Source organism: Paenibacillus sp. NRS-1760, assembly GCF_050467785.1.
Classification (GTDB): Bacteria; Bacillota; Bacilli; order Paenibacillales; family Paenibacillaceae; genus Pristimantibacillus.
On sequence record NZ_JBITPK010000021.1, the window covers coordinates 615404 to 639496 of the forward strand.

General features: G+C 50.0%; 13 protein-coding genes. 2 read left to right on the forward strand and 11 right to left on the reverse strand.

The annotated features are described in order from the left end of the window. Positions 1–16 precede the first annotated feature (16 nt). On the reverse strand, positions 17–2515 hold the full coding sequence (galA, locus tag ACIFSR_RS30680) for a beta-galactosidase GalA (protein WP_430062488.1): 2499 nt from the start codon (positions 2513–2515) through the stop codon (positions 17–19). Between the two features lie 233 nt (positions 2516–2748). Here galA and ACIFSR_RS30685 point away from each other — a divergent pair, with 233 nt between their 5' ends. Continuing rightward, the gene (locus ACIFSR_RS30685) at positions 2749–3624 is read left to right on the forward strand and encodes an AraC family transcriptional regulator (protein ID WP_430062490.1); all 876 of its coding nucleotides are present in this window, start codon (positions 2749–2751) and stop codon (positions 3622–3624) included. Positions 3625–3688: 64 nt separating this feature from the next. Here ACIFSR_RS30685 and ACIFSR_RS30690 read toward each other — a convergent pair whose 3' ends face one another. The 8 genes from ACIFSR_RS30690 to ACIFSR_RS30725 form a co-directional block, all read right to left on the reverse strand. After that, positions 3689–6667, reverse strand: coding sequence for an OmpL47-type beta-barrel domain-containing protein (locus tag ACIFSR_RS30690; protein WP_430062492.1), 2979 nt, complete (start codon positions 6665–6667; stop codon positions 3689–3691). A 117-nt stretch (positions 6668–6784) separates the two neighbouring features. Beyond that, positions 6785–8458 (reverse strand): ABC transporter substrate-binding protein, encoded by a 1674-nt coding sequence (locus ACIFSR_RS30695; protein WP_430062495.1) that lies wholly within the window; start codon positions 8456–8458, stop codon positions 6785–6787. Between the two features lie 143 nt (positions 8459–8601). Next, positions 8602–9513, reverse strand: coding sequence for a carbohydrate ABC transporter permease (locus tag ACIFSR_RS30700; protein ID WP_430062498.1), 912 nt, complete (start codon positions 9511–9513; stop codon positions 8602–8604). A gap of 12 nt (positions 9514–9525) precedes the next feature. Further along, on the reverse strand, positions 9526–10488 hold the full coding sequence (locus ACIFSR_RS30705) for an ABC transporter permease (protein ID WP_430062501.1): 963 nt from the start codon (positions 10486–10488) through the stop codon (positions 9526–9528). Positions 10489–10655: 167 nt separating this feature from the next. Further along, positions 10656–12857 carry a helix-turn-helix domain-containing protein gene (locus ACIFSR_RS30710; protein ID WP_430062503.1) on the reverse strand — a complete coding sequence of 734 codons (2202 nt, stop codon included), beginning with the start codon at positions 12855–12857 and terminating at the stop codon, positions 10656–10658. Positions 12858–12963: 106 nt separating this feature from the next. Beyond that, positions 12964–14436, reverse strand: a complete 1473-nt coding sequence (locus tag ACIFSR_RS30715) for an alpha-L-fucosidase (protein WP_430062505.1) — start codon at positions 14434–14436, stop codon at positions 12964–12966. Further along, on the reverse strand, positions 14433–15878 hold the full coding sequence (locus ACIFSR_RS30720; protein ID WP_430062508.1) for a sulfatase-like hydrolase/transferase: 1446 nt from the start codon (positions 15876–15878) through the stop codon (positions 14433–14435). The genes ACIFSR_RS30715 and ACIFSR_RS30720 overlap by 4 nt, the downstream gene beginning before the upstream one ends. Beyond that, positions 15871–16308, reverse strand: coding sequence for an RbsD/FucU family protein (locus ACIFSR_RS30725; protein WP_430062511.1), 438 nt, complete (start codon positions 16306–16308; stop codon positions 15871–15873). The genes ACIFSR_RS30720 and ACIFSR_RS30725 overlap by 8 nt, the downstream gene beginning before the upstream one ends. 795 nt (positions 16309–17103) lie before the next feature. Here ACIFSR_RS30725 and ACIFSR_RS30730 point away from each other — a divergent pair. Continuing rightward, positions 17104–17457 carry a substrate-binding domain-containing protein gene (locus ACIFSR_RS30730; protein ID WP_430062514.1) on the forward strand — a complete coding sequence of 118 codons (354 nt, stop codon included), beginning with the start codon at positions 17104–17106 and terminating at the stop codon, positions 17455–17457. On the opposite strand, the gene ACIFSR_RS30735 is transcribed toward ACIFSR_RS30730, so the two are convergent. Beyond that, positions 17454–18434, reverse strand: coding sequence for an aldose 1-epimerase (locus ACIFSR_RS30735; protein ID WP_430062517.1), 981 nt, complete (start codon positions 18432–18434; stop codon positions 17454–17456). The two genes, ACIFSR_RS30730 and ACIFSR_RS30735, sit on opposite strands and share 4 nt — an antisense overlap. Before the next feature lie 96 nt (positions 18435–18530). Continuing rightward, entirely contained in the window at positions 18531–24041 is a 5511-nt protein-coding gene (locus ACIFSR_RS30740; RefSeq protein ID WP_430062520.1) for an S-layer homology domain-containing protein, read from the reverse strand. Positions 24042–24093: the final 52 nt, after the last annotated feature.

Below are 24093 nucleotides of genomic sequence, written 5' to 3' on the forward strand. Positions count from 1 at the left end.
AACAGGTCGTTGCCTATCAGACACCGCCGTCAGCCGCATCTCTCCGTTCTGAGCGGGTCCGCTCCGACATTGCGGTCTTCAGTGCCCCAGCAAGCGGCGCCTTGTCCGCTGAGTCGGCTCGAATGTACAGCTCCCCCGACTCCAGTCCGTCAGCCGTCGCAATCAATCGTATGTCTCCATTCGCTTCGTTCGCCCGCACAAGCACCTGACACAAACCTTGATAGGCGCTTCGGCAAGGTTGCTTGTCCTGTTCATGACATTCCGGATTGCCGTTGCCAGTGCCGATCAGCTTGCCAGGCCCTTCTAATGTGAACGTGATGAGTGTATTCGCATCTGGCACTATTCTTCCGGAGGCATCAACAACAGCGGCCTGCACGATACACACATCCTCACCATCAGCTGACAGCCTGATCCTATCGGATGTAAGATGAATACAAGCGGGCTCGCCCGTTGTCGTGATGATCTCCGTCAACCTATGCTCCCCGTTGCGGTATCCGTAAGCCATTAACTCACCCGCTTCATAGGCAACCTGCCATTCAGCATGTCCGTGCGCAGGCACATCACGTCTGCCAACGCTCTTGCCGTTCAGATACAGCTCGATTTCGTCCATATTCGAGAATGCCCAAACATCAAGCGTCTCTCCTTCGCTTCCCTGCCAATTCCAATGCGGGAATAGGTGAAGTACAGGGTTATCTGTCCATCTTGCTTGATAATAATAGTAGATGTCCTTCGGGAAGCCGCACAAGTCCATAATGCCGTAACGAGAGATAACACTTGGCCATTCATAAGGGAATGTTTCTCCGCGGTAGTCGAACCCCGTCCAAACGAACAATCCAGCAACAAAGTCATGTTCCGCCGCTGCTTTCCAGGCTTCCTCCGGCTGCGCACCCCATACCGGGTAAGTTTCGCCATAAGCACTGACAAGGCCAGAGCGCCTCGGATTGGACCAGATGACGGTTGCATTGCCATGTTCGGACAAATTTAATGCGGGAGCGGTCGATGACTGCTTGTAGACACCTCGTGTCGAGAGCGTCGAAGCATTCTCGGTACCGATAAACGGCTTGTCCGGATAGGCTTCGTGAAACTGCTCGTAGGCTTCCCAGTTCCTTCTCATCATATAATTGAAGCCATGAACGTCGATATGGAAGCCGTTCTCCTCATGATACCCGGTGATCGGCAGCCAATCGGCATTCATTCCGTACGTGCACTTCCTTGTTGGATCAAGCTTATGCGCAAGCTTCTGCATCGCATGGAGGATGCGAACACCCGATGCCTTCCCTTGTATATTCATCTCCTCATTGCCCAGCGACCATAGGATAACCGACGGATGATTCCTGTCTCTTCGTATCAGACTTTTGAATTGATTCATGGCGTCCTCGGAAGCCTCAGTCTGCCGCACTTCGTCGATCACAAGCATGCCAAGCCGGTCGCAAGCTTCCAGGATTGACGGAGACGGCGGATTATGCGACGTTCGGTACGCATTGCAGCCCATCTCCTTTAATCGTTGAATCCGGAACGCATTGACGGCTGCGGGAACCGCCATCCCGACGCCGGCATGATCCTCGTGACAGCATACGCCCTTAAGCTTCAACGGATTGCCATTCAGCAAGAAACCTCGCTCCGCATCGAAGACAATCGTGCGCACGCCGAAGACAGTTTCATACGTATCTACGGCTTCGCCTTCGATGACAAGCGTACTCTTAAGCGTATAAAGCTGCGGTGAATCAATGGACCACAGATAAGGAGCGTGAAGTGTAACGGACTGCTTCAGCGCCAGCATATCGTCCGCATTGATTTCCGAAGAGGTATTGGCTTCGCCAGCCCGCTCTCCGTCAGGCCCTATAAGGACAGATTGAAGCTCAAAGGTTACCGATTTCTCGTAAGAGCTTGCGACCTCGGTCTCAATGAGGACCACGGCTTGCGAACCATCCGGCTCAGGCTCGGCCTTCACGAACGTTCCCCAATGCGGAATTCGGAGAGAATCCGTCAGCACCAGCCTGACGTCGCGATAGATACCGCCGCCTTCATACCACCAGCCTTCATATTCGCTGGCATCAACCCGCACGGCGATCACATTCGGTTCTCCGGCCTGCACCACTTCTGTAATATCATAGGCAAAGCTCGTATAACCGCTTAACTGCCCTCCGACATAATGGCCGTTCACCCACACGGAGCTGTTCCGGAAGACGCCGTCGAATTCAATGCTCAGACGTTTGGACACTGCATCCTCAGGCAGTATAAACGACCTGCGATACCAGCCTATTCCTTTCACCAGCGACCCATGTGAAGCGGGCACCTGCCGGTCATATTCCCCTCGCTCCAGCACAAAGTCATGCGGAATCCGAACGTCGAGCCAGTCCGCATCGTCATACCCCCATTTGGCAACGCCATGATTGCCGGATTTGATCCAATGTGGATTCGAATATCTCTCCTTGTGCACAGCATCGTAATTCGTTTCAGCAATGTCTCCGTAATAAAACTTCCAATCCGCATTCAAGCTCCATACCGTTCGCACTCTTATCCCCCGTTTCTGCAATTAGACCGAAGCAAACGCATACATTCCAGCTTCGGCCTGACCTGAAATCCGTGTTTCCTACTATGATACTGTCTTGCCATTATCTCTGTAAGCGTCATACTCGACCTCTGATGGAACAATTCCGACTAACGCAATAAAGAGATGCCGATTGACAGAATGGTGAATCGTAACCTATCGTTATTGGATAGAACGCTATTGCAGGAGGATCTTCTATGAAGATGCTGGAATTTACCATCCCGCCTTTGCCCCAATTTATTACTGTCGGTCATTCCTGGTGGAAGCAAGGACAAGTGCATTTCCAGCGCAGCTGGGGCATTTACGATCTCATAATCGTAACAAATGGCGCGCTGTATATGACGGAAGACGACCAGCCTTATACGATAACAGCTGGCAGCATGCTGCTGCTGGAGCCGGAACGCACCCACTTTGGCCATCTTCCTTGCGAGCAGAATACCGAAACCTATTATATGCACTTCAGCCATCCGGTTCCTCCCCGCGTGTTGAACAGCGGCGGCTTCGAATGGTCGGAGACGCTTCAGCAGCCAACGGATGACGACGCCAATCCCCAGACACAAACGATGTACTTACCCAAGCATGCAGAAGTCGTCTTGCCGAGTTTGCTTCCGATTCTGGATCGTATGGTGGAAATTCGCGATCATATCTTTATCCGCAATGCGCTGGAACTGCACTGTCTGACTGCTCAGTTATTGGTTGAGCTGCAGCAGGTCATCCATCAGACGAGGCCAATGTCCCGGTCACTGGAGCTGTGCACCCGAATCGCACGATACCTGGAATCCAATATGCGGGAGCCCTTCAGTTCGAAGAGGCTGGAAGTCGAGCTCCACTTCCACATCGACTATTTGAGCAGATGCCTGAAGAAACATACAGGTATGACCCCGCTGCAGTATCTGCAGCATATCCGAATAGAACGGGCCAAACAAATGCTGGCCCATACGATGACAAGCATTCAAGAAATCGCTTATGAGCTGGGCTACGAGCACAGCAGCTACTTTATCCGCACCTTCCGCAGCAAGGAAGGCGTTACGCCTGGAGGATACAGGGAACGGTTTCTTCTTGGAGCCAAATAAATCGCCATGCACGGTCCTCGGACAAGCGCATGGCGATAATCAGTGTGCGGTGTACGGGACGTACTTACTCTCCTTTAGAAACCGTAATCTCCGCTTCTGCCTTCGATTGATTGCCCGCTTGATCCGTTGCCGTATAAACAACCGTGTAAACCCGCTGCTTTGCTTTCGGAGAAAGCTCGGCCCGCAGCTTAAATTGCAGATCGTGGGTGCCGAGCTCCGCGCCCTGAATATCCTCGGGTCTGTCACCGCCGGATAATCCGCTGTCCGGTTCGCTGCTCGTAATCGAGGTTAATTGAATATCTTTTAATCCGGATATTTCGTCCTGGGCATCGAGCTCGACCGTTATATCCACCAGCTTCTTATTCGGCGCTCCCAGATCGATATGGCTTGGCTGGATGGTCACAGCAGGAGCCGTTTTATCCACCGATATCGTTCGGCTTTGCACAGATTCGGCATCTCCGGCCTTATCCTTACTGTAATAGGCTAAAGTATGAGTACCTTCCATCTGAATCTCGATTTCGCGTTCATACCTGCTCCATTCCCCGTCATTCATCCGGTAATACGTGGCCTCAACACCTGAAAGGTCGGAAGCTTCCAATTGTACCGTCACGTCCGATTGGTACCATTCATTCTGCTGAGTTCCTTGAATATTCGCTACGGTTTCCGGAGGACTCGAATCTGACGATCCTGCCAGAGCATATTGGTTAATCAGCGACACCGTGCTGACTGTCCCCCCTTGTTGAGGAAGCGAAACGACGACCTGATTCATGGCCTTGATGTCCGCTGCAGGAATGTCGAAATCGACATATCCAAAGAATCGGCCCGGTTTATTCGTATAACTGACATCACGCTCATAGTGCTTGCCGTTCACGGTGACGCTCAGCGGAACGTTAAAGCCATTTTCTCGGCCGAATGCTACCCGCAAGACCGAGGATTGTAATTGCTCGACAGGTGCAGCTACCTCGAATGCTGCCGGTTGTCCCGTGACCTTCAGCATCTCGTCGGCGTAATACGTTTTTTCCAACAATGTATCTTGTACAACAGGTGATTTATCCAAAGTAATTTTGATGATGGACGTTTCCTCTACTGCCATAGGCAAGCTCTTCAGGTCCGCCTGTTTCTTAGTTTCGTAATGAAGCTTGCCTTGCTCCAGATAGAGCCTTCTCTGCTCAATATCATAAATCTTGGCGCCGCCGAGATCGATATTCAGATCAAGACTCAGCCGCTGCGGGTTCATATTGTTGACAGCGACGTAGATGACGTTCCCGGCTTGTGTGGCATGCACATAGACCTTGTCATGATTCGCCTCGACCGGGAGCAAGTCACCCTTGTAATCCTGCCAGAAATCCAAATAATATTTCAGCGGAGTCGGAACCCCCAGACTGCCGTCTTCCTCATACCGGAAGAGCATATCCGGTGATCCCATGTCCCACCATTTGATCGGCAGCAGAAACGGCACGACCATATCGAGCTCATTCGCCCGATTTATGTATCGAACCATATAGGCATTAAAGTTTTTGAGCTGGATCCAATAATCAATATCCGTCGCACCCGAATGCAGAGTCCCTGTTTCCGAGATCACCATGGGCTTGATGTTGTCTGTTATCGTCATATGATTTCGGAGCAAATCGAGAACCGCCTCAAGGCGCCCTGTCAAATACCCGCCATAGTTCGCATCTGTTTCATGCAGGATCAAGTCCTTTCCTTCGTAGAAGTGATGAGAATAAAAGTCAAGATGTCCCTTCGTCAAATCCATAAATCTCATTTGCTCCCTGGCGCTCGCAAATGCGCTAGTATCCAGCGTCATATTCGCGCTAGTTGGTCCCCCTACCAGAACCTCGGGACTGCGTTCCTTGATTTTGTCAGCCGTTATATTATGAAAGTCAGCGAGCAGACCCCAGGAATCATAAGCGGGATCATTATGATAGATCCATTCCGAGCGAATGGTAGATTCGTTCTTCACTTCTATATAGGCAGGGCCTCTGCCATCCAGCTTGCGATTGTAGGCTTCCGTATAGAGAGAGGCGAGCTCTGCCGCAGCTTCGAATTTATCGATTGCCGGCGTCCCCCTTGGGTTATTGGGAATGTCGCCGGGCCAAGTCCATGTCGGCCAGTTGTCGTAAGCGATTACATAATTCATGTCCGATGCATACAGCTCATCATATTGGTCGATTAATTGTGAATCCCTCTCAGCGTATTGATCGAAAAACGATTCGTCGGCATATCCGTCCCGGAGCGGGTCCTCCGTCGGCAAGGGGTCGCCAGGCTTATGACCGATCTCCAGCGCGTCCCGAAACTTGAACATTTGCCTGCCCGGAAGGAAGCCTCTCTCTGCCAAATAAGGCGCTATCTCATAGGTGACCGGTTCTCCCAACGGATTGGCATATACTCTGCGAAACTTATCCTCTTCCATACGGGTTATTCCATCGATGCTGCGTCTTGTTGTTGCGTCCACATTAACCTGTACAGGCAATATCGGTTTATCCTCCCCCAATATCCCCCACGCTCGGACATCATAAGAGGACGAAAGCCCATTCGGCTCATGCAGGACAAGACTTGTCAATGTACCCGTCCCTGTCAATCTGAGCTGATAGCCCTCATATTGTCCAGGCTGAACCTTAATATGAAAGGGACGTCCCATAATGATCGTCTCCGAGCGGAAATATTCGCTTAGCTTCTCCTTGCCTGTCGGACCTTCCCAGTATACTTCGAGATTTTTGATCTGGTCCCCGTTTATATTCAGCTCTCGAAAGAAACCCACCACTCGCATAATTTCTGGAGGAAGCTCGATGACGGTTTCACCATTAATCGTACCGATCTGACTGGCGATCGTAATGAGCTTGACCCGTTTCTCGCCGTTATTCACTTGTGTAATATATTCAATCGGATATATGTCCGCCAGTCCCGCAATGGAGTCATAGTTATCCTTCTGCAACTGCACATCCGGCGGCAGCTCGTAAGCCATCGCAGCACCGCCTGATTGCGGCATGACCAACAAACTGCAAATCATCAGCATGAACAGATATCGCATGAACTTCATCATTCATTCCCCTCTCAAATGTTAATCGATCCCTTTGCAAGGAACAGACAACCCCGACTCACTCATCCCAGTTCTTGGCTGCAGAACGCTTGATGGTTATTCGGGGTTGATAATCATTCCTTATTTCTTGTACCTTATATCGTACGCCTCCTGCATAATTTCCAGGTATCGTTTAATGTTCATCTTGTTCAGCTCGTTCAGGTAGCCGTCCCAACCGGCTTCCAGATTAGCATCGCCCATCATGAACTGGACGAGCATGTTGTCGACATAATCGTTAATCGTCTTCTGCATGCCCAACAGCTCCGACGACTGCGCTTCGTTGAAGATAAGCGGCGGAACCATGACCGATTCGTCGCGGAACGGCTCATAGCTCTTGGTCGAAGCGTGCAAAATGTACTCTACGTTGTTCTCCGGATCATTGATCGCTTCACCAATACGGAATGCCACCGTACGATTTGTCGGATTCGCCTGATTCCAGTTGTGATTCGCAATTTCGTTTGTTTTCTTCAGGCGTACGAACGTCGCTGGATTGCCTTCCAGCCCCTGCTCGCCTTCTTCGGCTTTTCTCCAGTCTTCACCTTCCACGCCGAACAAAGAGAACATCTGAATCTCCGGATCAAAGAAAGCGTCAGCCAGGCGAACGGCGATTTCGGGATGTTTGCTTGTCGCACTGACAACGAAACGACCGTTGACATTTCCTCTTCGGTTCTGCGCGTTCGCATATTGCGTGCCGGACGGCCCTTTGAGCGGCGGAACAACGACATAATCCTTCCACCTGGTATTGTCGGATATCGGGATCGGACTTCCGTTCGGAGCAGCGCCCAGAATGACTGCGTCCCCATTGGCTCCAAGCTGCTTCAGTTGATCGCCGTCCTGCACGAAAGCTTCTGCATTTATTAATCCTTCGTCGAACAGCTTCTTCATATAACGCAAGCCTTCACGATAGTTTTCTGTCATAAAAGCCGCATCCACGGCGCCGTTATTCATATACAATCTTCTTGTCGTATCCCCGTTAATGAAATCGTAATACCCAAAGGCATTCATGAGAAATCCTTCGACAGAGCTGTTCCACCCCTTAGGCGAACCCGACAGCGGAATCTCATCGGCAACGCCGTTGCCGTTGGGATCCTGTGTCTTGAATGCCTTCAATACTTCATAGAATTCATCTGTTGTTGTTGGTATATCCAGTTCCAGCTTATCCAGCCAAGGCTTGTATATCCACAGCTTCCCGGAGTAATAGCAATGGTAACATTCATTAATGTCCGGCATCGTATAGATATGCCCGTCGTTTGAAGTGATAGCCGGCTTAATATGCTCCTGTTCAGCGAATATGTTTTGCGTATTCACTGCATACTCCTCAATCAAATCTTCGAGAGGCAGGAACACCCCTTGGTTTCCATAAATCTCAAGTTGCGCATCTGTAATGCCCATATTCATGAAGATGTCGGGATAATCGCCGCTCGCCAGCGTCAGATTCAACTTCTCTTTCATGTTAGATTCTGGTACCGTCTCCCACTCCAAATGCACATTTGTCCGCTCTTCCAGCCATTTCGTGAATTCATTGGTCCGATAATCTTCTACATCCGGCCGAACTGCAGCAAGTACCTTTAACGTTACTTTCTCTTCTACGATCGGAAAGGTGCCCGGCGCAGTAACGCCGCTACGATCCGCTGCGTCTGCCCCTTTATTGTCCGGCTTCGCGCTGGAGGCGCCTCCATTGGAGCTTTCTCCATTGGAGCAAGCGGCCATGATCAGACACAGTATAACAATCGCAACAATCCATTTTTTATTCACCCTGTTTTCCTCCCTTTTTTTATGAGCCCGTTATCACATGATGCCTGTTATGAAACGCCTCTGACACCTGGTGCCAGGAAAATTATGAAATAAGCATCACTCCTTTCCATAAACAACCCTCGAATATCTCTAATGAACGAACGCTACTCCTTTAATGATCCGATCATAACCCCTTTTACGAAATGCTTCTGCACGAAGGGATACAAGACCAGCACGGGTCCTGCGGCAACCACAATCAAGGAATATTTGAGAAGCTGACGCAGGGCGTCCTTCTCTGCCATTTCAACGGCATCCGCCACCATGCTCATATCCACCTTGTTCTGCACCAGAATATCCTTCAATACAATCTGCAAGGGGTACAGCGACTGATCTTTCAAATAAATAAGCGCGTTAAAATATTGATTCCAATGCCCGACGGCATAAAACAAACTAATGACTGCAATAATCGGGGCAGACAGCGGAAGTACGATCTTCCATAGGAATCGGAAATCGTTGCAGCCGTCCATCTGGGCCGCCTCCAGCAGTTCACTGGAAATAGTCACGCGGAAATAGGTTCGGGTAATAATGACGTTCCATACGCTAAGCGCTGCAGGAATAATAAGCGCCCACCGCGTATCCAGCATACCCAGATCTTTGACAAGCAAATAACGCGGAATCAGTCCTCCGTCGAACATCATCGTGAATACAAGCAGAATCATAAACAGCCTGGCCCCATAAAAGTCCCTTCGAGAAAGCGGATAAGCCGCCATCAGCGTAAGCACAACATTAAACAACGTGCCTACAATCATGTAGTAGAAGGAATTCATGACCGATGATATGATCAGCTTGTGTTTGAAAATCGCTTCGTAGCCTTCCAGCGTTGGTTGAACCGGCCATAACCATACCTTCCCGGAGACGACGGCCTGACTGTCGCTGAAGGATGCGCTTACAATGAAGATTAGCGGATACAACGTAATGAGGACTGTTGTGGACAGAATGAAATAATTGATCCAGGTAAACGCCGCATCCCCTCTCGATTCTTTAATTCGACGTTGTGTACTTTCGATGTGACGCATTTGTGACCCTCCTCACCAAAGACTCTCTTTGCTGACTACACGCGCAATCTGATTGACAGTAATCAGTAAAATCAAATTTACAATGGATTTGAACAACCCAATTGCCGAAGCATAGGAGAAATTTAATCCATCCGATATCAGTCCTACCTTGTAGACATAAGTATCAATAACTTCAGAGGTTGTAATATTGACCGGATTCTGCATGAGATAGATTTTCTCAAAGCCCGTTTGCATCAAATTGCCCATCGACAAGATCAACAGGATGGTCATAACCGGCATAATGCCTGGAAGGTCAATATGCCAGATGCGGCGCCACTTGCTGGCGCCGTCGACGACAGCTGCCTCATGCAGTGTCGGACTTACGCCTGCCAGCGCAGCCAAATAAATGATGCAGCCCCAACCTGCATTCTGCCAAATATCCGAAAGCACATAAATCGTTTGGAACAGCTCGGGTTTCGCCATAAAATGAATAGGCTCCATACCGAATAGAGATAGAAATTGGTTCACGATGCCTGTACGCGGATCGAGAAACTGAAGCAACATCCCCACCATAACAACCGTTGATATAAAATGCGGCGCATACGTAATCATTTGCACCGACTTTTTGAATCTGGCCTGCTTGACATAGTTCAAACAAAGGGCGAGAATAATGGGCACCGGAAATCCGACGATCAAATGATAGAAAGCCAGTCCTATCGTATTTTTTAATACTCTCCAGAAATCATAGGAGCCAAAAAACCTTGTCATGTGTTTCATGCCGACCCATTCGCTCTCCATAATGCCTTTCACAGGAATAAAGTCCTTAAATGCGATCTGTGCGCCATACATCGGCCAATATTGAAAAATAATCAAGTACGCAAGCGGCAGCGAAAACAATGCAAGCAGCTGCCAGCTTCTCTTCATATTTCTCAGATGCGTAACCACCAGGCGGGGCCTGACGTTTGGTTTGGATTGCATGGGCGAAACCGTTCTCATCTTGGTGTTGTCCCCCTCTTCTTTCGTATATCCTCGTCGACAGTTTGATCATAGTCAGAAAGACGGGATTTCTGCTATCTGCAATTCCCTTTTCATTATGCAATGGGCCGAAAACGCTGCTATTCATTTGATTTTTCAATGTGCATTTTCATAGTTGGCAATGCCTATCATTGTTCCGACAACGCTCGATAGCGGGTAGGTGTTACGCCATGCATCCGCTTGAATGCTCTGCTGAATGAATTCAGCGACGAATAACCGACATGATCAGCAATTTGTTCAATGTTGAGCATGGATTCCGATAACAACTCCTTGGCGGCATCCATCCGCTTCCGATTCACATAATCCGAGAAGGAGCAGCCCGTATGTTCTTTCACCAGCAAGGATAGATACGTCTCCGAAATTTGAAATTGATCCGACAGCATAGGCAGGCATAAGGATTGGTCTGGATAATGACGGTCCAGATAACTGACAATTTCACGCATCAGCTCTTCATTTCGTATACGCTTCTGATCGTTGACCCTTTCGGTGATGTGATGGTACAGCTTTCTCAGACGATTGAAGCAGGCTTCCGCCTCCGATGGCGCATGAGGCAATTGCAGAAGCGTCATGATATCAGAACTTTCATCTTCGAACATCTGCCATCCGGCTTGATCCAGAAACTTGAGCGCCGTACTGACCAGCTCGGACAACAAAAGCCGCAGTACGGGGACGATTAACGAGCGCTCAACAAAGTTCTCGACAAACAGGCTGTCAAAGGTGTTGTCCAGCTCCTCGCTATTCCCGCTGCGCAAGTAGTTGAGCAGCTTCTGTTCCAGATCGAACGGATAATAATACGATTGCGGATGTCTGGGCAAATCATCATAGAATGACATGGAACTGGAGGATGGCATTCCAAAGGACAAGGCAGTGGAAGCCTCTTCGAAGGAGGCAGACACATCCATTAACGAAGAATAGGGTCTGCCTATTCCGAATTGCACGGCATGCCGGAACCGCTCAAGAAACAGCTCCCGGATGGCTTCCAGCTTCGCGGTCAGCTCTTGCTTCCACAAGTTGACGTTTGCAGCATCGCTTGTATAAATTAAGGCAAGCTTGTTCTCGCCAATATCCAGGAGACAAGAGTGATCCCCCTCCAGCTCTGCGATACATTCCCGTAATCCTGCCTTTTCCAAATCCAGCTTTTCCAAAGCTCCTTCGTCGATGGATTCCAGAATGTATTGCAATTGAACAATGATGACGGAATAACGCTCGCCATTCAACGGGATGTCCATATATTGCATAACGGACTCCATTTCTCTCTGACCGGAATAAGCGCCATCCAGCAGCCGTTGCAGGAATGCCGCCTGCAGCATCGGTTTCTGCTCATCGATATTTCGATGCAGTCGCTCATTCTGCGACTCTAATTGGAATACCGTCTGAATGAGCGCTTTTAACGGTCTGCTGTTACGATAGGCGAACAGAACGGAAGCGACGCCGCCAATGGCCAGCATGCCTAAGATAATGACCGCAGAAATGTTTTTGACGTAATACACCTTTCGCAGCACGACTTGCTCAGGCTGTACGGCAACGAGCCTCCAATTGCCGTTGTCGAGCTCAATGGAGGTTACGAATTGACCGGGAAGCTGCCGCTCATTCCCGATATGGCTGGTGCGAGGAAGAAATTCTCCATTGCCGGCGAAACCGGCAATAATGTCGCCCTCCTGATTGGCCAAATAAGCATAGCCGCCTTCGGAGAGGTCAATGGAACGTAGTGCAGCCTGAATAGATGTGCTGTCGATAAACATAACAATGTGAGACAAATAGTAGCTTGGATAACCGATGGTATGAATGTACGGAATAAGCATACGGTCCCCATTGGCGCTTCGGAGTTTCGTCTCCGGCATCATCTCCTGATAATAGTATCGCTCCTCCAGCCCATCGATAAAGGTCTGCACGGATTCCGGATTCGCTTCTGCGCTGGAAGCTTGCGATAATAAGCTATGCCTGTCGGAAGAAATAATAAAACGGCTTTTTGCATAATGGATGTAGTAACTTTCAATGGAAGATGTGATAACCGAATAGTTTCTCAGCTGCTTCTGCAATTCCAACAGACGAGTAATGCTGCTTCTGTCATATGGATTCACGATTTGCTGCATGGCCAGCACTTTCGGATCCTTACTCAAGCTGATTGCAAGCTGACTGGTCTCGACGATCTGCCGATCCAATTGTTGCTTGGCCAACTGCAGGACGGCCTGGTTCCGGTTGGACACTTCTTCCTTCACCACCCGAATTGTCTGATGATACATAATGACAGACACCAGGCCGGCAAGCAGCAACATACTCAGATAGGGCACAAGAAATTTGAATACCGGTCTTCCGCGACGATTGAACATGTTCTCCCCCCTTGATTTATACACCATTCGGACAAAAGAAAGCGTTATCATTTTATGGTCGCAAAACGCGAATGCATACTTAGCATTCGCGTTTGATATACAGCGGTTAATCCATCCCGATTCTGAATCCTACTGGATACGGAGTTGACGATAGCGAAGAAACGTCGATATGCAGCCCTTCATCTGAAACATTCCAACCAAGCGCTGTGGCTTCGCCTAGTGCATACACACTTGTAATGACGCTGCGGTAGAGCCTGGATAGCGCGGACAACGATCGGATCGTAACGACTCCGCTCTGCGGCAACTTCAAGACAAAAGCATACAATGTTCCATCCTTGAAGGTAAACCGAATGTCTTCTTCAGTGTAAGGGCTCCGCTTGCCTTCCGTATGCATCTCCTCACCCGATTGGGTTGGGCCTTCACCGTAAACTTTCCAGTGGGTCGTATCGTAAATGCCTTCTCCGTTTAAGTTAAGCCAATCACCAATCGCGAGCAGGATCGACTCGTCTTCTTGCGGAATTGTCCCGTCTGCCTTCGGTCCCACGTTCAACAGCAAACAACCGTTCTTGCTCACAATATCGATCAGATCGCATACGATGTCCGAGGCGTCCTTGTAATGGTTATTGACACTGTGTGACCAGGAGTTGCGGGCGACAGAGGTGTCGGTCTGCCACAGCTCGGGACGAATGCCGTTCAACTGGCCGCGTTCAATATCGAATACCGCCGTGCCATGCATAAAGGCGTCCAGCTTGTAATTAATCGCGACTTCCGTTCCCCATTCCGTTGCCCGATTATAATAATAGGCCGCGAACTTCTTGAGATACGGCTTGAAGCGGACATTCATGATCCACCAGTCGAACCAGACAATGGAGGGCTGGTGCAGATCAACAAGCTCGCATGTTCTCAGCAGCCAATCGGTCAGGAACGCCTCATCTGGCCCTTCTCCATGAATCGTCCATTGCGGGTCTCTCGGCTGCGCCGGGCCGTACAAGCCGCGGAAACGGTCATCCCTCACATCGGAATGAAAGGTCATTCCTCCGTCGTAGAACCACCAGTTCTCCGCCCGATGTGAAGACACGGCGAACTTCATTCCCTTCTCCTGCACAGCTTCCTTCAGCGCTCCGATGATATCGCGCTGCGGTCCCATCTTCGCTGCATTCCACTGTGACAATTGGCTGTCGTACATTTGGAAGCCATCATGATGCTCAGCGACGGGCATCACATACCTCGCACCCGCTCTCAGGAACAGGTTCGCCCAGGAAACCGGATCAAACTTCTCTGCCTTGAACATAGGAATAAAATCCTTATACCCGAATTCATGCTGCGGACCGTAGGTCTGGATGTGGTGATCAAACATGCTGACATCCTGCCTGTCACGTCTGGCACTGTCCTTCAAGTACATCTCGCGAGGATACCACTCATTCCCGTAAGCCGGGACCGAATACACCCCCCAATGGATGAAGATGCCGAACTTCGCGTTCTTGTACCATTGCGGCACCGAGTAGCTGCTTAACGATTGCCAGTTGTCCTGGAATGGCCCGCTTCGAATGACTTTATTTACTTTCTCTATTTTCATCATAGTCGTTCATCTGCTCCTTGCTGTTGTCTGTCTATATGTTGCCAAAACTGACGTCCTGCCGGATGCTCGCGGTCTCCTGAATCATAGCTGTGCTCAATCAGCTCATTCTTTAATGTTTGTTCAATTCCCGATGTCTCCGATTGTCCAATCAGATTATTCCGCTCCGAAGGGTCTTCGCTCAAGCGAAACAACTGGGACTCGTGGCGGTATACAATCAGCTTGTACTCCCTGCATTTCACGGCTCGAACGAGATCCGCGTAGGCGAAATACAGCTTATCCCGCTCCGGCATTGCTCCGGCGCCTGACAACAGTGGCGCCAAGCTTGTTCCTTCGACCGTCGATGGAATCGGAACATCCGTTAATTCACACAAGGTTGGGAAGATGTCGGATAAATGCACAAATTCTTGTCGTTGCTGACCTTTCGAAACACCAGGTCCCGAGAACAACAGCGGAACCCTGACGCTATGCTCGTAACAGCTTTGCTTGCCCATTAACCCGTGCTGACCCACCGCCAGACCATTGTCTCCAGCGAACACGATGATCGTATTGTCGTAGCGGCCCGATTCCTTCAGTGCAAACATGATATCGCCAATCCGATCGTCGAGATGAGTAATCATCGCATAATACTCAGCCAGATGTCTGCGAATCTCTTCTTCGGTGCGCGGATAAACTGCCAGTCGCTCGTCTCTTATGTCTCGAACGCCATAATCGAATGCATGCTCGCTCGCAACATTGACAGGCAGGGTCAATAATGCTGGATCATAAAGCTTCATATACTTATTCGGCATACTTCGGGGATCATGGGGAGCCATATAGGACACATACAGGAAGAAAGGCCGGTCCTCCTTGTATCGATTCACCCAGTTCACAGCAGCATCCGAGAACAAGTCAGTTGAATGAATACCAGCCTGAACTTGGTCTCCATGGCGATATTCCACTTCGTTCGACAACATGCGATCTCTAATCATCGGAAGCGTCGCCGAGTAGTTTCCGTCCGCGTGATAGTGGTAGGCAGGTACATTCCAATGATCCTCCATACCTCCGAAAAAAATGTCGTCACCGTCACTGAAGCTTCGGTTAAAGGAGGCGTAGCCGTTATGCCATTTGCCGATGCCGCAGGTAGCATATCCAGCTTTTCTGAACGTCTCTCCAAGCAAAAAATGCTCTTCAGGTATGCTTCTTCCATCGTCATGGATATGAAAGAGCGTTCTACCTGTATGCAGCATCGCACGGCTTGGCATACATACCGCGCCTACTGTTCCGCCTGGAATATGGGCTTGCCGGAAGGCGGTACCGCGTTCGATCAGCTGATCCAGATTTGGAGTTCGTATGTCGTGATTGCCTAAGGCCCGCAGCGTATCGAATCGTTGGTCGTCTGCGAACAGGAATACAATATTGGGCTTGTCGACTGCGCCTTCTTGCTGGTCTTCATGTCTATTCATGTTCGCGAATGACCCCCTTCTTCAGAATCAGGTTGCCGTATTGTGTTCGTTCTCCAGTTGCGACTATGGCATAAGCCGATCGGCTCCGTTCATAGAAGCTGAATCTCTCTAGCGATTCCAAAGAGGCGGATAAGTTCGTCTTTTTTTTCAGAATTGCTTCATAGGACTCCCAAATCGACGGCAAGATCGGATCACCCGATACGACAGCCATAACACTTGCAGGTTTCTCCACGTAATCGTCCAGCGGAAGCACCTTGACGATCGCTTCTAGCAGTTCAACAATGCCATGGCCATCGCATCGCACAATTCGCTGCGCATGGCTTGCCGCCGGGAAGTTAGCATCCGCCAGCACAAGCTCATCGCCATGGCCCATCTCAAACATTACTTTCAATAAATCCGGCGGCAATATATTGGGAATTCCGAGTAACAAAAAATCCACCCCCTGATTCTAATCTTTGTTGCAATAACACCATTACTTATAACAAGCGCGACTCTACCAAACCACGCCGCCTGCTTGCTCCCTAATACTGTACTCAGCATAGCTCTTGAATGGTAAAGTGAGAAGAAACGATCTCGACTTCCGATACCCAAATATCTACTTTCTCACTATAATGAGGCTCAGAGGTTCATCATCACAAACAACTACTTAGAAAGAAGCCGCTCAATTAGAACTGCGCTCTCCTCCCGAGTCATGTAAGTGCGGGTATCCGACATCAACGAGTCACCTGCAATCGTTTACTACCCACTCTAAAACGTCATTTCCCCATGGAGCAGCGACCATTATTTCTTGGAAAACAAAAGCAGCCTTGCCTTAGGATGGGCGGATATTTCACCACATCAACCTGAAGGAAAAGCTGCTTACTTTGGGAATTTTATAACCCTTGATAGAACTCATTCCACTTTTTATTTTTGACCGTTACCTTATAATAGTCCTGGATCTGTGAGGCGTATGTGGGTATGCTGCTTAAACGGTATCCATCTTGTACAGCTACGAACCTCTACTTACAAAATAAGTGTTAAGCACACTCTGTTGTGACTATATAAATGTATACTGATGATGAAATCATTACATCAATAACGCTATCTTGCCCATCCTGTTCTCGATCGTCAACGCAGCATCTAATGCACATCTGTCCGTGCAAATCGATGATTACAGGGCGTTTATAACGCAACGGAGCATCTTAATCGATGGGTCATACTAATTATCGCTTATTTCAGTGGGGACTTGCAGGATATCTCTTCCGGCCGCAGGCTATTGGAAGAGCTCCTGCGTCAGGAAGAACTGCCAACTGTGATCTTCGCAGCTACTGATGATATGGCGGTTGGTAAGCTTAATTGTGCTCTTGACCATGGACTGCGCGTTCCCGACGACATCTCCATTATCGGCTTCGACGGGAGTGCGGTTGCAGAGATTGTGCGGCCTGCCATTACATCCATGCAGCAGCCTGTTGACGAGCTTGGCAGGAAATCGGTGGAATATATCCACCAGCTGATCGCAAATCCTGAATTCGTCTTTCAAGAAGACATCATCCTGCAGCATTGGCTAGTGGAACGCGAGAGCTTCAAGCCAAGAGCTTAAGAGGACTTCTCCACCCACATACAGGTATCAAACGCAATACTCTCTCCCGCTCCTATGCCTCGTACACCTGTCATCTCCGGGGGGTAGGGCAGCTTGAAGGCGTCTGTCAGACAGGAATAGGGCTCCAGGCAAATGGACTCCGACCAATTGGGACGGAAGATCAGCAGGAACGGGAACACTTCTCCGAATTGATAAGCGATCGTATAGCCTGCTTCCTTCAGCTGAAGGCGGCAGATTCGATCTTCATCTTCCTGTAGCTCAAGCATAGCCGCGCCAAGCGGGGCGATTGCATTCAGCGGAAGCCCTGTACGAAGCTCGGCTGCTCGTTGTGTATCAGCTGGGGCTCCCGTGATGAAGGCGAAGTTGGAGATCGGCCATTCCCTGGCTGCCGGAGCTTGCAGCAACACTTGTCCACTACCCAGCAGCGGAGTATGGAAATAGGGATGAAGTCCAAGAGCGAAGGGCGCCTCATCCTCGCCCTCATTAACGAGAATCCCATCCTGCCGGAGACGGCCATCCAGCAGCGATATCGTCATGCTGAATACGAGAGGATGCGGGAAGTATGCCATCATATCCTTATGATCCGCATACCGGAAGCGGAGGACAACATACGCTCCCTGCGTATCCGTCCCTCCCCATTCCACTACCTCCCAGCTTCTGCGCGCCAGCTCCCCATGCAGATGGCGATCCGGCTGCTCATTAATCGGTAATTGATAAGGACGGCCGTTGTAAGTGAAGCTTCCGTCTTGCACGCGATTGGGGGGGAATAGAATTGGCGTGCCGTACATCGTTTCCCCTGCTCTTAATTGCGGAATAGAACCAGGTCCAGACAATATCTCTCGTCCGTTCGAATGGAATCGGATCAGATTCCCGCCTAGCTCCGGTACGAGCTGCGCATACTCCTCTCTCTCCGAATCTCGAAGCTCAACAATAGAATAACCATCCTGGGACAACATTTTAACCTCATAGCGTTTCATCGTACCGCTTCCTCTCTTCTACTCGTTCTCTCCGCATCGGGAGAATGCGCAAGAGGCCTCAATAGAGAGGCCCCTCACGTCTATTCCATATCCATTCTAGATCAGATCAGACTTCTCTAGCAATCTTCGAACAACCTCCGCGACTTCCGCTCTTGTAATAGCTGCTTTCGGAGCAAGCACTTGCTCGCTTCTGCCCAGTACGAGACCTGCCTTGATGCTGGCTGCAATACCGCTCTTCGCGTAGGCTGCCGCCTCGGAGCCATCCTTGAAGCTGGACAACAGCTCATCCGCTTCTGCCATCTCTGCCGCAGAATCAAGTCCAGTGAGCGCCATAGCTCGTTCCATGATACTCATAACCTGTTCACGTGTGATCAGATCATTCGCACCGAATTGACCATTGGCATAGCCGTTAATCAAGTCGTACTTCGTCGCCGTATTCAGGTAACCTTCATACCAGACGCCTTTTGCAACATCGCTGTATGCCGGCTCGCCAGACTCTGCCCTCAATCCAAGAGCTCTGACCAGAATAGCGGTAAACTCGGCACGGGTAATCGATCGATCAGGTTCGAAGCGATTGCCGTCAACGCCCGAGATTACCAATCTGGAGCCCAAGTCATTCACAGCTTCCTCTACCCAGTGACCGGACACATCCTGGAAAGCTGCAGGGTTCCAAATGATTGCGTAAGTGCTGTTGGTCATACTATTCATAACAGCATGGTAGCTGCCATTCACTCTGACGAGTCGAGTCGGAATCTGTCTCACTGTGCCATCCGCTTCCATCACTACCCCTGTAGTAATCTGAGTCGGATCCACACCATCCGGAATAATGACAGCTCTCTCGACGAACGTGTTGAATGTTCGGAATTCTACCGTAGCCCCCTGGTAAGTGTAAGTGATGTGGAAGTCAACAGGAGGGGCAACAACCGTGAATCCGCCTTGCTTTGCCGAGTTCTCCAATACCTGCTGGGTTCCCGCATCTACTTGACTGATTGTCAGATCAAGGGTTATATCCTCAAGCTTTACATCCGATCCAAGTCCTTTGGCTATTTCATTTATATTGATCTGCTTTATAGGAAGCTTATAGGAAAAGGTGCCGGTTCTTAGCTCGAAGAACGCATTCTTCTGCTGAAGATCCTTCACGATCTGACCATTAAGCTTGCCATTCACAACATCAGATCCGCTAGAAACAGGAATCGTAATGATACCGTTATTAGCCATATTGCTCAGACTGTTCTTCAATAACTGTTGATCGACAGTAATCGTTGTAACCGTACGTCCTGCCTCCGTTGTTGTAACGGAGCTAGCAATCTTATCCTGCTTCTTGCCATCCACCAGAATATCGACATGAACTTCCGGAGGACTGCTTGGCTCTGGATGAGACGGATTTTCATTGCCACCAGGTGGATTGGAAGTCGAAGCTTGTTGAAGCACAGTGACTTCAATAGCCTTGGTTGAGCTTGCTGCTCCAATCATGACGGTAGCAGTCAGCGTGACAACCTGATTCCCGCTTCCATGCTGCGGTCTCGTAACCGTCCCGTCAGTCGCCACCGTCGACGGATGGCTGGATGCCCATGTAAGGCTTGCTCCATGAAGCCCTGCAGATGGCAATGAGATATGGTTCGTTACCGCTTGCGCCATGTCCCCCGCTGCAAAGGTTAAGGAGGCTGCCGTCAGCGCATTCGCCGCTTCGGCTGCCAGCTGCTCCTCAGTAGGCTGGATCGGCTCGTTGCCAATGATCAGACTGTCGAAGGCGAGTGCGGCATGACCCACGGTGATAGCGGTAGGCTCAAATACATACAATCGAATGGATTTCAGCTTGGTGGTGTCAATTGCCGCTGCCTTTGCGAAATAGCCGTCTGCCAGCCAGCTTGCCGCAGAGATGCCGAAATCCGATATCGTAAGCGTTCGAGCTTGATTAGGAGCAATTGCAAAGTAATAAATACCTCTATGATTCTCAACGTCGGTAACCTCGACGCGAAGCTGGGCTCCTGTGTTCACGAGATTCGTGACATCCAGCTGAAGCGGCTTGCTGCCCAGGCTCCAGCCCCCCTCCGGCGCTGTAAAATCAATATTGCCGGAATACTTGCCGCTCGTATCCCAGTCGTATGCGGTGAAGGAATCGAACTCCGCATGCAGCGCTTTGCTGCCATGTGTCGCGCCCTGTTCTGATCTGGTAACGGTAATGTCTTGGCCATTAGTCGTATAGACAACCTCTTCCTGATCCTCGAAGGATAGGAACACACCGTTCGGATTGCCAGGTCCTGGCCCTGGATCCGATGCACTGCCAATTATGATATGATCAATGGCAAGCGCTGCGTTCGTAACAGGAGCGGCCGTTGGAGAAAACACAAACAGTCGAATCGACTTCAGATTCTCGGTATCGATAGCTGCGTTTCTCGGGAAATTGCCGTCCGCAAGCCAAGTGCCTCCCGCAATGCCGAAATCAGCAATGCTGATGCTTCGCGAAGCATCTGCTCCCAGCGTGAAATAATAAGTGCCTTTAACGTCCGATGTGTCTGTCACCTCTACCCGCAGCTGTGTCGCGTAGCTTCTCAGATTCGTAACGTCGAACGTAATGGGTGTAGTACCCAGGCTCCAGCCTTCCTCCGGGGCAGTAAAATCAAGGCTGCCCGAGTACGTACCTGTTGTATCCCACGCAAAGGCAGTAAAGGACGTAAATTCCGCTTGAAGTGCCTTACTGCCGTCCGTTGCGCCTTGCGAGCCTGTTGTTGTCGTCACCGTGTCCACATTGTGTGTATACGCTGACTCTTCTCCGTCCTCGAAGGAGAATTTGGCTCCCCGATTGCCGGTTGGAGATGATTTTGTTTTGGTATATTGATCAAAAATACCAGCCGCTTTGGTTAGATCCTCCAGCGCCTTCGTTATTTCATCGTTTGTTGCTAGAGCATCCTGCGCAACAACCTCCGCTTTTGCCACCTCAATGTTGAGCGTATCGCGGATATGTTTTTTCACCCACTTCTGGCCTGGCTCAACCTCATTGCCTGTAGACGATATGATAGTAGACGCAAGCTTCGACTTGGCGTCCGCAACAGGCGCAGCAAGTGCGCTGGTCGCAATGCCTGTTGGAGCCGGCTGCTCGTGGTACTCGATAATCTGTACGCTTGTAATATAGCCGTCATCGTCTGGAAGCGTAATTTCAATCGTATTGCTCGTCAGCAGCTTGCTGGTGTCCAACTCAAATTCCGCAAAGGTCAGCAGATTTCCAGGCTTATCCGTATAGGCCAGATCCTTGCTGAAGCTTTGCATGTTGGCCGTATCACCCGAATTTACAACCACTTGCATATCCTCTGCAAACCCACTGCCCGTCTTGCCGAAGCCAATACGAAGAGTCGCTTTGGCGAGATCAGCAGGCCGCGCTTGAACCGTAAATGAGGCGGGTGCATTTACGCTCGTCGGCACAAGTTCCTGAGGAGCGTATGCAAATTCTCTCTCCCATGTTTTGGTGAATGGAGGATTGGAATCAAGTGTAATCTCGAATACGCTCATCTCCTGCACACGCATATACACATTGTTCAGATCTGCTACATTCTTTTGTTCATAGGTCAGGTCGCCCTTCTCCAGGAAGAAATGCTTCCGAGTTACGCCTGCAATATTAGCGCCTCCCGTGAACACATTCAGATCAAGGTTCACCCGCTGCGAGTTCAGATTGTGCACGGCTACATACACCTTGTCATTGTAGCGGACCGCATTCGTGAAGACGCGCTCTTGATCCGCTTCAGAAGGCAGGAATGCACCGCGATAATCCTTCCACATGTCCAGATACGCTTCCATTGGCGTCATTTCTTCCAATAATCCATTCTGTGTTTCATTATATTTGTAGAACGTACCCGTGGAGTTGGGGCGCCAGTTAATGATGGGATACAGATAAGGAACCAGCATGCCGATTGTATCGGAATAATTAATGAAACGCAGCATGTAGCCGTTGAAGGCCACTAGCTTCTGGAAGTAATCCGCATCGCTTCCAGCCGTATTGTAGGTGCCTTCTTCTGTAATATAGATCGGCTTCACGTTATCCGTATTCGCCATGTGAGCGTTAAGCAGGTCAAGCACCGCTTCCATTCGCCCGCTCAAGAAGCCATCCGAGTTGTTCTCTCTGTCATGAATGAACAGGTTGGCATTTTCATAGAAGTGATGCGAATACCAATCCAAGGAATCTTTCGTGTCATCCATAAATTTCAGCTGGGCGCGCGCTTCGTCGAAATCATTTTTCTCCAAATACATGAATGCGCTTGATGGTCCGCCCACTAATACGTCCGGATTCTCCGCCTTCACTTCCGCGGCTACCTTGTTGTGGAACTCGGACAAATAGCTCCACGCTTGCTCTGGCTCCGACTGGAAGAACCACCACTCCTGCGGGATGGTCGATTCGTTCTTAACCTCCACGTACTTGGGACCCAGTCCGTCAAATCTAGTATCGATGCTTTTGATCAGCTTGGCCGAGGCGTCCGCCGCTGCATCGAAGTTGGCGCGGGACGGTGTGCCGAAATGCTCCGATTGTCCGGAATTAGGGGATTCCCACATCCACCTCGGCCAGCCGTCTAGCGTCAGGACATAATCCTTGCCGATGGATGGATACAGACTTTCGAATTTGTCGATGGCAGGCTGACTCTTCGCATAAACCTCATTCGTCGCTGTAAAGTCAGCATATCCAGGGCGCGCAGGATCTTCCTTAAGACCCGCCCAGCTCGTCAGTAGATTATAATGAAACGCACCTCGGCCGGGAGTAAAGCCGTAATCATGAGTCGTTCTGTGGTACGCCTCGTCCAACACCGTAAATTCGCCGCCGGCTTGCTCTAAGCCGATCGGACCACTGTTCACATGGTAACGCTTGAACACTTCCTCGGGCAGCTTATCGACACCGTCCATACTTAAGTTTGTAAGCGCATCCACATTGACGGACACATTCAGAATGTCCTTGTCTCCACCAAGAACGGTCCATGCGGAGGTGTCGAACTCCAGCGGCACGCCTTCCTCTTCCCAGTGGTAGACGCTGCGAAGCGTTCCGTTGCCGACGATTTTCATTTTGTAGCCTTCATAAATAATGTCGCCGTTCGTACCCTTAATCAGCCAAGGATGGGTAATACCCTCCGTCGGGTTGTCTTCCTGGAAGCCCATCTTCGTATAGTTGGTATATAATCCGGTGATGCCGTCCTTCCAGCCGCCATTCTGGAATACTGTCCAATGTGTCTCGACCCCATTCGGGTCAATGACATATAGCTCCATCGTTTGCGCGACGGATCCCTCGAAGCGCACATCACCGAACAGACGCCACACTCGCGCATCCATGGCAGGAATATCAAACGTTACCTCGCCATTAATCTGCAAATATTGCCCATCCGGGAATTGCAGGAAGTTAATGCGCTGAATCCGGCTTTCTCCGTTAATACTGTTGAAATAAGCTACCGCATTATCGCCGAATTGTCCCTTGTAATGCTCGGCAACGGCAGGAATGGTATCGAAATCTGCCTTGTCGGTTCTAATATTCTCAGGAAGCTCGTCGTTGACCTCTGCGGCATAACTGACAGCCTCGGCACTGGCAAGACAAGATACGGTCAGCAAAGCCGCACATAATAACACGGCCAACATGGGTTTGATCTTCGAATACGCTCTCAACGGTTATACACCATCCTATCTATAA